General features: G+C 66.4%; 9 protein-coding genes and 1 pseudogene. 4 read left to right on the top strand and 6 right to left on the bottom strand.

The window, feature by feature from the left end:
• The 4 genes and pseudogenes from GTP90_RS33440 to GTP90_RS33425 all read right to left on the bottom strand — a co-directional run.
• Positions 1-536: pseudogene (locus tag GTP90_RS33440) on the bottom strand (SEL1-like repeat protein); the annotation flags it as partial.
• 50 nt (positions 537-586) lie between these two features.
• On the bottom strand, positions 587-1420 hold the full coding sequence (locus GTP90_RS37190) for a phage tail protein (protein ID WP_161087560.1): 834 nt from the start codon (positions 1418-1420) through the stop codon (positions 587-589).
• Between the two features lie 47 nt (positions 1421-1467).
• Positions 1468-2241 carry an efflux RND transporter periplasmic adaptor subunit gene (locus GTP90_RS33430; protein WP_161087559.1) on the bottom strand — a complete coding sequence of 258 codons (774 nt, stop codon included), beginning with the start codon at positions 2239-2241 and terminating at the stop codon, positions 1468-1470.
• Positions 2238-3719 (bottom strand): TolC family protein, encoded by a 1482-nt coding sequence (locus GTP90_RS33425; RefSeq protein WP_161087558.1) that lies wholly within the window; start codon positions 3717-3719, stop codon positions 2238-2240. The genes GTP90_RS33430 and GTP90_RS33425 overlap by 4 nt, the downstream gene beginning before the upstream one ends.
• Positions 3720-4359: 640 nt before the next feature.
• On the opposite strand from GTP90_RS33425, the gene GTP90_RS33420 reads away from it, so the two are divergent.
• From GTP90_RS33420 to GTP90_RS33405, 4 genes are all read left to right on the top strand, one after another.
• Positions 4360-5004 carry a TetR/AcrR family transcriptional regulator gene (locus GTP90_RS33420; RefSeq protein WP_161087557.1) on the top strand — a complete coding sequence of 215 codons (645 nt, stop codon included), beginning with the start codon at positions 4360-4362 and terminating at the stop codon, positions 5002-5004.
• A gap of 170 nt (positions 5005-5174) precedes the next feature.
• Complete coding sequence (locus GTP90_RS33415) at positions 5175-5828, top strand: protein-L-isoaspartate O-methyltransferase family protein (RefSeq protein ID WP_161087556.1); 654 nt, start codon at positions 5175-5177, stop codon at positions 5826-5828.
• 11 nt (positions 5829-5839) lie between these two features.
• Positions 5840-6163 (top strand): rhodanese-like domain-containing protein, encoded by a 324-nt coding sequence (locus GTP90_RS33410; RefSeq protein ID WP_161087555.1) that lies wholly within the window; start codon positions 5840-5842, stop codon positions 6161-6163.
• 87 nt (positions 6164-6250) lie between these two features.
• Positions 6251-7567 (top strand): TolC family outer membrane protein, encoded by a 1317-nt coding sequence (locus tag GTP90_RS33405; protein WP_161087554.1) that lies wholly within the window; start codon positions 6251-6253, stop codon positions 7565-7567.
• Positions 7568-7720: 153 nt separating this feature from the next.
• Here the strand turns inward: GTP90_RS33405 and gloA are convergent, their stop codons facing one another.
• Both gloA and GTP90_RS33395 read right to left on the bottom strand, forming a co-directional pair.
• On the bottom strand, positions 7721-8128 hold the full coding sequence (gene gloA, locus GTP90_RS33400; RefSeq protein ID WP_161087553.1) for a lactoylglutathione lyase: 408 nt from the start codon (positions 8126-8128) through the stop codon (positions 7721-7723).
• Between the two features lie 57 nt (positions 8129-8185).
• The gene (locus tag GTP90_RS33395) at positions 8186-9487 is read right to left on the bottom strand and encodes a PQQ-dependent sugar dehydrogenase (protein ID WP_161087561.1); all 1302 of its coding nucleotides are present in this window, start codon (positions 9485-9487) and stop codon (positions 8186-8188) included.
• Between the last annotated feature and the right edge of the window lie 75 nt (positions 9488-9562).

The following is a 9562-nucleotide window of genomic DNA, read 5'->3' as shown; positions in this document are numbered from 1 at the left end:
TACTGGCCCATGCGCAGCATCGCCGGCGGCGCGTTGGACTGGGCGGCCTGCGCGCACAGCGCCAGCCCGCGCGGCACGTCGCGCGGCACGCCCTTGCCGCGTATCAGCAGCTCGGCGGCCGAGCACAGCGAAATATAGTGGCTGCCCCTGGCCGCGTCCAGGTAGGACGCCAGCGCGGCGGCGGCGTTGCCGGGCGCGTCGGGCTGGCGCATCAGGCAATCGCCGTGCAGGTGCTGGGCGGTGGGGATCTGTTGCAGCGCGGCCTTGGCGAACCAGGCGCAGGCGGCGTCGGCGTCCACAGGCCGGCCCCAGCCGTTCTGGTTGAACAGGCCGAGCATGAATTGCGCCAGCGGATTGCGGGCGCTGTGGCGCTGGAACCGCGGGTAGGCGCCGGCGTAGTCGCCCCGGTCCAGCAGCGCGTAGGCCGGGCGCAGTTCCCCGGCGTAGTCCCGGGGGCGTTCGGCGCGGGCGCCGGCCGCCATCAGCAGCAAGGGCGCCAGCAGCGCCAGAAAGCGGAGTATTCGTGTGTACAACATCTTGCTTCCAACCGCGGCCGCCGGTGGCGGCCGCGCAGTACGACGGTTGATTAATTGCGGCTCGGGAAAATGCCGACCGTGGCGATCATGTAATACATGGCGATGTACGGCGGCATGATGCTGACCGGCTGGGAAGTGCCGGTGATGCCGGTGTTGCCGCTGGCGGTGGTGGTGCCGCCCACGGTGACGGGCGCGGTGCCGGCCAGGGTGACGGTGCCGGTGCCGCTGGCCTTGACGGTGACGGCGCCGGTGATCGCGCCGGCCGCCATGGCCACGGTCGGCGGCGAGCCGGAGGTGTACACGCGGTTGGCCGGGCCGGCCGATTCGGCCAGGTAGGCGCCGCTCGGGCTGGCGGTGCCGGCGGCGGCGTTGACCGCCTGGATCCGCAGCTGCGTGGCGTCGGCGGTGTAGGTCACGCCGGCCAGCGAGACGCTGCTGGTGCCGCCGGTGACGGCGCCCAGGTTGGCGTTGCCGGTCAGGCCGGTCAGCGTCAGCGGCACGGCCAGCGAGTGCAGGTGGGCCGGCAGGTTGTTGATGGTCAGCATGGTGGCGGTGGTGCCGCCCGTCTGGCCGACGACGAAGTTGCCGCTGGACGGGCTGTTGCCGGCGCCGAGCAGGAAGCGGCCGCGCAGGTCGGGCAGGCCGAAGGTGCTCTGGCCGTCGCCGCCGTAGGTGGTGCCGATCAGCGCGTACAGCGCGGAGTTTTGCGAGATCGACATCAGGCGGCCGTCGGCCGGCGTGTAGTTGCGCCAGTTGTTGCTGGGCGCGGCCAGCACGCAGATGGTCGACAGGTAGTCTTCGGTCGAGCAGGCGTGGCTGGCGCTGCTCCAGCTGCCCGCCGCGACGATGGCGGCCATGGCGATGCGGTGGATACGTGGCTTCATGGATTCCCCTTGTTTTAGCGTGGTCGAAAAAACGGGTGCCTGCTGCGTCATTTGGCCGGCGGCGCCATCAGCACCTTGCCGCTCATGCCGGCCACCAGCTCGCCGAAGCGGCCGTCGATGACGGCCGTCAACTTGACCGACTGGCTGACCGGATCGACGCGGGCGCCGATGCGCTGCACCTTGGCCGGGTAGGTCTTGCCGGTTTCATCGATGCTGACCTGGAAGGGCGCGCCGTTGCGCACCCAGCTCAGCCAACGCGATGGAATGATGAATTCCAGTTCCAGCGTGCTGTCGTCGAGAATTTCCATCAGCGCCTGGCCGGGCTGCACGTATTGCTGCTCGCGCGCCTTCTGCTCGGCGATGCGGCCGGCAAACGGCGCGTTGATCTGGCACTTGCCCAGCAGCGCGCGGTTGGCCGCGACCTCGGCCTGGGCCTTGAGCGTTTCCGCCCTGGAGACGTCGAGCTCGACCTGGCCGACCGAGTTCAGCTTCGCGAGCTTCTGGTTGCCTTTCCAGTTGGTGTCGGCCGCCATCAGCGCGGCCTCGGCCTTGGCCAGCTGGGCCTGCTGCAGCACGCAGTCGAACTGCACCAGCAACTGGCCCTGCTTGAAGGCCGCGCCCTCGGTCAGCGGCAGCCGGTTGATCTTCGCGCCGATCTCGGCGGCCAGCGTGGTGTAGCGGCGCGGCGACAGCTGGGCGCGGATCTCGCGCGTCTCCAGCGTGGCGGCCGCCGGCGCCGTGGCGGCGTGGGCGGTGGCCAGGACGGGCAGGACGGCGGCGGCCAGCAACACGCGGCGCCACCTGGACGGCACCACGGTCATGGACGGTCCTCAAGCGACGGCAAGCGGCCCTGGTTCCAGGTCTGCAGCGATTGCGCGACGGCGGCCGTCAGCTCGGCCAGCGACATGCTGGACGAGCCGTTGATGGCCGGCTCCATGCCCAGCGTGGCCTGCAGGCGCGAGGCGGCCGCTTCGGCGTTCGAGCGCGCCTGGTAGCGGCGCAGCTGCGACAGCACCGCCGTGCTTTGCTGCGAAATGCGGTCCAGCGCCGACTGCTTCTGCACCTCGGCCTGGTTGGCGACATGCTGGGCGATGCGGCCGTCGACCTGGGCGATGGCGTCGGCGCGCTCGTACTGGCGCGCGGTGTTGGCGTACTGCAGGCGGGCGATGTGGACCTGGCTGAGCACGGCCATCTGCACCGCCATGCGGCGCTGGCTGGCCAGGGTGACGCCGGCGTCGGCCAGGCGCATCTGCGCCGGCGCCGACAGCACGCCCAGCAGGTTGAACGAAATCTGCGCGCCGGTCTCGTTCCAGTTCTGGTGGATCAGGTAGTCGTCGTTGCTGTGCTTGACGCCATAGTTGAACGACAGGCCGGGGAACAGCTTGAGCATGGCGCGCCGGGTTTCCTGCTGCGCGATGCGGGCGTTGTAGAGGCCCTCGCGCAGGTCGGGATTGCGCATCAGCGCCACTTCCTCCATCTTGTCGACCGGCTGGTCCAGCCAGGCGGTGCCCACCTCGCCGGCCGGCTCGACCACCGTGTAGCCGGCGGTCAGCGGCAGCGCCGTCAGCGTGGCCAGCTCGACGCGCGCGGTCGACAGTTCCTGTTCGATGGTCTCCAGCAGGCGCAGGTTTTCCAGCAGCTGGCGCTGGTAGCGCAGCGGTTCCAGCGGCGAGCGGATGCGGTCGTTCTCGGCCGCGCGCGCGTCCTTGAGCGCGGTTTCGGATTCGGCGATGGTGCTGCGCAGCAGCGGCACCAGCTTTTGCGCGGCCACCACGCGCCAGTAGGCGGTGCGCACGTCCAGGATCAGCGTGTGCAGCGCCTTGCGGCGGCGTTCGCCGGCGATCAGCACGCGGTCGGCGTTCTGGCGCGCGGCGTAATAGCTCTGGCCGAAGTCCAGCAGGCTCCATGAAATGCTGACGTCGGTGCTGAGCACCTGGCGGCTGGACGAGATGTAGGGGTGGGCCAGCGACGGCTCGCCGGTCACCGAGTCGGTGCTGCGGGTGATCAGGTCGTTGTTGCGGTCGCGGTAGCCCGCCGAGGCGATCAGCTTGGGCAGCATGTCGAACTGGCCAGCCTCGAAGGTGCCCATGGCAACGGCTTCCTCCATGGCCTTGTAGCGGCGCTCGGCGTTGTATTTGATGGCGCGGGCGATGGCGCCGTCCAGCGTCAGCGGGCCGGCCAGCGGTTCGACGTCGCGCGTCAGGGCGGTCTTGTCTTCCTGTAATGCCGAGCGCACTTCCGATTGAGTCAGTTTCGCGGTCTCGACATTGAGAGTCGAACAACCGCTGAGGATCAGCATGGCGGCGGCTGCCAGCGGCAGAGCCTTGAATGCGGGAGTTTTACCAGACAGGTTTTTTTGATGGGAGCACATTAATTCAGCTTGGCCGGTTAAAGGTGGTCTATTAATGATGATGAAGAGTAAGTATCTGCCCGTAGTGTACTTCCGTGAGCAACCAAAGTTACCAATTTTTTATATTGTGGCGCGTTTGATACATTCATATGGATTCATATTGCATGGCTTGCAGTTCACAATTGGTCTGGAAACCCTTCGGCGCCGGTAGCGAGGACGGGCGCAGGCTACAGTGCGGTATCGCGTGATTTTTTGTGACAATTGGATTACCGATTAATTAATGGAAAATTCAAAAGCGAGATTATGTGGATATTGGTGAGAATTGCGCTGACTTATTGCCGCAGGGGGCGCCAGTCGTTAAACCTATATTAGGCGGGCGAAGCTTCCTATAATATTTTCCACGCAATGTATAACCAGTGGCTATTAACTGGCAGGGCGCGCCGTTTGCGGCGGCGCCGGGTGACGTTCGCGGCGGGCGCGGTCCTGTGGGGACAACCTGACCTGGGCCAGTAATAGCCATTCATTCTTGACGCCGGGGAGGCTTGCGCTTATATTAATGACTTATAAGTAAGTTAAATTGAGTACGCCCATGCAAGCCCCTCAAGATACCAAGCCACGCTGGGAGCGGCGCAAGGATGCGCGGCCGCAGGAATTGCTGGCGGCGGCGCTGGACCAGTTCGTCGAGCGCGGCTATGCCGGCACGCGCCTGGAGGACGTGGCCAAGCGCGCCGGCGTGTCCAAGGGCACGCTGTACCTGTATTTCGCCAACAAGGAAGAATTGTTCAAGGCCGTGGTGCGCGAGAACATCGTGCACGCCATCGGCGCGGCCGAGCAGGAGGCGGCCGGCTTCGACGGCCCCAGCGCGGAGCTGCTGCGCGCCATCCTGATGAAGTGGTGGCACCAGATCTGCGCCACCCACCTGGCCGGCATCACCAAGCTGATGCTTGCCGAAGGCAATAATTTCCCCGAGCTGGCGCAGTTCTATAACAATGACGTGGTCGCCCGCGGCAACGCCCTGATCGCCAGCGTGCTGGTGCGCGGCATCGCGCGCGGCGAGTTCCGCCCGGTCGACCCGGCCGTGATGACGCCGGTGCTGGTGGCGCCGGTGCTGATGCTGATGATGTGGACCCACTCCTTCATGCCCACCTGCGAGATGCCGCCGATCGACCCGGGCGCCTTCATGAACACGCTGATTGACGTCACCCTGCGCGGCCTGGAAGTGCCCGCGCCGTGAGCCGTCCGCCCCGTGTCCTGCGTCAAACTTGCCAATTTGGTAGGTTCAACCCCCTTAAACTGCAGACTGTCGCAATTTCCCGCGAACCCGCCGTCATATCGTTAATATGTGCCTCGATGCCAGTTCAACGATAAAATGACGGATTATTTAATCCCGACCCGAGTCATAAGATGAATATCGAACAAGCCCGCTTCAACATGATCGAACAGCAAATCCGCCCTTGGGACGTCCTCGACACGAGTGTGCTGGACCTGCTGCTGGTGGTCAAACGTGAGAATTTCGTGCCGGCCGCCCACAAGGCGCTGGCGTTTGCCGACACGGAAATCCCGCTGCCGGGCGGCGTCGCCATGCTCAATCCGAAGGTGGAAGCGCGCCTGCTGCAGGACGTCAACGTCAAGAAGCATGAGAGCGTGCTGGAAATCGGCGCCGGCTCCGGCTACCTGGCCGCGCTGCTGGCCCACAAGGGCCGCCATGTGACGGCGGTGGAAGTGTCGCCCGAGCTCAAGGCGCTGGCGGAAAAGAACTTGGCCGACAACGGCGTCACCAACGTGACGGTGGAACTGGGCAACGGCGCCCATGGCTGGAGCAAGGGCGCGCCGTGGGACGTCATCGTGGTGACCGGTTCGCTGCCGGTGCTGCCGGAAGCATTGTTGCAACAATTGAAAGTGGGCGGCCGTCTGGCGGCCATCATCGGCCAATCGCCGGCGATGAAGGCGCAGCTGATCACCCGCACCGGCGAAGCCGGCTACGACACGCGCACGCTGTTTGAAACCGACGTCCAGCCGCTGGCCTCGGCCGTGCAGCCGTCGCAGTTCAAGTTTTAAGCGGACCGGCCATGCAGCAGATCACCGCTCTGGAACTGGCCGACTGGCTGGCGGACGATGCACGGCCCAGCCCGATGTTGCTGGACGTGCGCGAGAACTGGGAATTCGACACCTGCCGTATCGACGGTTCGGTGCAGATCCCGATGAACACCATACCGGCGCGCATCGACGACCTGGATGAGGATGCGGCCATCGTCTGCATCTGCCATCACGGCGCGCGCAGCCTGCAGGTGGCCGCCTTCCTGGAGCGTAACGGCTTCGGCAAGATGATCAACCTGACCGGCGGCATCCACGCCTGGGCGCTGCAAGTCGACAGCACGATGGCCAAGTATTGAGTGTCGCGACGCTGAAGAAGGGCGCGGCGCCAGGGTAGTGTGTTTTTGATTTGATCAACTTTTTTGATGACTCCAACGGAGAATGCAATGCAGAGACCCCTTATCGCCGTGCTGATCACCAGCGCCTTCTTGACGCTCAACGCACAGGCGGCCGACCTGATCCAGGTATATCAGCAAGCGCTGGCCAATGACGCCACCTATGCCAGCGCCCGCTCGTCGCTGACCGCGGGCCAGGAACGGATCACCCAGGGGCGCTCCGGCCTGCTGCCGAACATCGCGGCCAGCGGCAGCAACACACGCAACAGCGGCGACAACACCGGCTACCTGGGCGGCGTCCCGCTGCCCAAGACCGATAGCGACAGCCACAGCAACTCCTACACCGTGCAACTGAGCCAGCCGCTGTTCAACTGGGCCAACTGGCAGACCTACCAGCAGAGCAAGCTGGCGCAGGCCACCGCCGAAGCCACCTTCGCCCAGGCCCAGCAGGACCTGATCACGCGCGTGGCGCAAGCCTATTTCGACGTGCTGACCGCGCAGGACAACCTGACCTCGACCCAGGCGCAGAAAGTGGCCACCACCGAACAGCTGGCGTCGGCCAAGCGCAACTTCGAGGTCGGCACCCAGACCATCACCGACACGCACGAGGCGCAGGCCGCGTACGACCTGGTGGTGGCGCAGGAGTTCGCCGCCATCAACGACCTGGACAACAAGCGCACCGCGCTGCAGGTGATCATCGGCCAGGCGCCGGGCGAACTGGCGCCGCTGCGCACCGGCGTGACCATCAGCGCGCCGTCGCCGGCCGCGGTGGAGCCGTGGGTCAGCTCGGCCGAGAACCAGAACTACGCCGTCGTGGCCGCCAAGCTGAACGTGGAGATCGCCAAGCGCGAGATCGAGCGCAACCGCGCCGGCCACCTGCCGACCGCCAACCTGATCGCCAGCACCACGCACCAGACCACCACCGGTCTGCAGCGCTCCAACAATAACGCCATCGGCGTCACCTGGAACGTGCCGATCTTCAGCGGCTTCGCCGTCACCAGCAAGGTGCGCGAGACCATCGCGCTGGAAGACAAGGCCCGCAACGACCTGGAAGCGACCAAGCGCGCCGCCTCGCAGAACGCCCGTTCGGCCTACCTGGGCATGAACAGCGGCCTGGCGCAGGTCAAGGCGCTGGAAGCGGCCGAGGTGTCGAGCAAGTCCTCGCTTGATTCGAACAAGCTGGGCTACCAAGTCGGCGTGCGCATCAACATCGACGTGCTGAATGCCCAGAAGCTGCTGTACTCGACCCAGAAGGACCTGGCCAAGGCCCGTTACGACACCATCATGAACGGCTTGCGCCTGAAGTCGGCCGCCGGTTCGCTGAAGGAAGACGACCTGGCGCCGATCAACGCCCTGCTGGCGCACTAAGCCGCGCCGAGCTTGACGCACAGACGCCGGCGATGCGCCGGCGTTTTTTTTTGCGCTATCGCGTGGACGAGATGGCGGCGCGATCGGCGCGGCCGGCGTGCTCGTCTTCCTGCACACCGCCGGCGCCCGCAAGCCGGCCAGCGCGGTCCAGGGTTAAAGCCCCGCGCCCTGGCCGTCGAAACTGCGTTCGATCAGTTCGATCTTGTAGCCGTCCGGATCGGTGACGAAGGCGATCACCGTCGAGCCGCCCTTGACCGGGCCCGGCTCGCGCGTGACCGCGCCGCCGTTGGCCTTGACCGCGTTGCAGGCGCTGACGATGTCGTCGGCCGAGATGGCGATGTGGCCGTAGGCCGTGCCCAGGTCATAGCTGGTCTGGCCGTAGTTGTAGGTCAGCTCCAGTTCGGCGTGCTCCGGATTGGCGCCGTAGCCGAGGAAGGCCAGCGTGTATTGGTACTCGGGATTGTCGCTGGTGCGCAGCAGTTTCATGCCGAGCACCTTGGTGTAGAAATCGATCGAGCGCTGGAGGTCGCCGACTCGCAGCATGGTGTGCAGGATACGCATGGTGGTCTTTCGTGGAAACGGATAAACCAGCATTCTATGCGTTTTGCCGCTGCCCCGTTATTGACCCGCCGTTTTGGCCGACGGCGCCACGCGCCACACGATGTTGCCGACGTCGTCCGCCACCAGCAGCGCCCCTTGCTTGTCGACCGCCACGCCGACCGGGCGGCCGTGCGCCTTGCCGGCGTTGTCGAGGAAGCCGAACAGGAAGTCCTGCGGCGGCCCGGACGGCCTGCCGCCGGCGAACGGCACGAACACCACCTTGTAGCCGCTGAACGGCTTGCGGTTCCACGAGCCGTGCTGGCCGATGAACACGCCGCCATGATAAGCCTTGGGGAACAGCGCGCCGTCGTAGAACGCCAGCCCCAGCGAGGCCGTGTGGCTGCCCAGCGCGTAGTCCGGCGCCAGCGCGGTCGCCACCAGCTCGGGCTTTTGCGGCGACACGCGCGGATCGACATGCTGGCCGTAGTAGCTGTACGGCCAGCCGTAGAAGCCGCCTTCCTTCACCGAGGTCATGTAGTCGGGCACCAGGTCGTTACCCAGTTCATCGCGTTCGTTGACCGTGGTCCACAGCGCGTGGGTCTGCGGTTCCCACCCCATGCCGTTGGCGTTGCGCAGGCCGGTCGCGTACAGGCGCGACTTGCTGGTGGCCAGCTCCAGCTGCCAGATGGCGGCGCGGCCGGTTTCCGCGTCCAGGCCGTTCTCGCCGGCGTTGCTGTTGGAGCCGACCGTGACGTACAGGTAGCGCCCGTCCGGGCTGGCGATGAGGTTCTTGGTCCAGTGGTGGTTGATGGTGCCGGCCGGCAGGTCCATCACCTTCACGCCGGGCGTGCCGATCGCGTTCGCGCCTTCCTGGTAGGGGAAGCGCAGGATGGCGTCGGTGTCGGCCACGTACAGCTGCTGGCCGACCAGCGCCATGCCGAACGGCGAGTTCAGTCCCTCGATGTACACGCTGCGGCTTTGCGCCGCGCCATGCCGGTCCAGCCCGCGCAGCAGCGTGATGCGGTTGGCCGACTCGCCGCCCGCGCCGGCCTTCTTCATTTCGTGCTTCATGATCGCGCCCTTGATGCCCTTGCTGTCGTCCGGCTTGGGCGGGGCGTTGGTCTCGGCCACCAGCACGTCGCCGTTGGGCAGCGTGTACAGCCAGCGCGGGTGGTCGAGCCCGCGCGCATAGGCGGTGACGCTGAAGCCGGGCGCGGCGCGCGGCCGGTCCTGGCCCTGCCAGGCCTCGACCGGCGCCACCTTGACGGTGGGGATCAGCGAGCGGTCCGGTTCCGGCAGCGCGGGATTGGGGCCGTAGCCGGTCGGATAGCTTTGCGCCAGCGCGGCCGGCAGGACCAGCGGTGCGGCAAGGACGGCCAGGACGGCGAGGGCGGGGGCGTGGCGCACGTGCGGCCTCCTCAGTCGCGCTTGCTGCCAGGCTGCGGCTGGGCGGTG

Origin of the sequence: Duganella vulcania, from assembly GCF_009857655.1 — a bacterium.
GTDB classification, from domain to species: domain Bacteria; phylum Pseudomonadota; class Gammaproteobacteria; order Burkholderiales; family Burkholderiaceae_D; genus Rugamonas; species Rugamonas vulcania.
The sequence above is the reverse complement of the archived record's forward strand: the minus strand, read 5'-3'. Positions and strand labels throughout refer to the sequence as shown.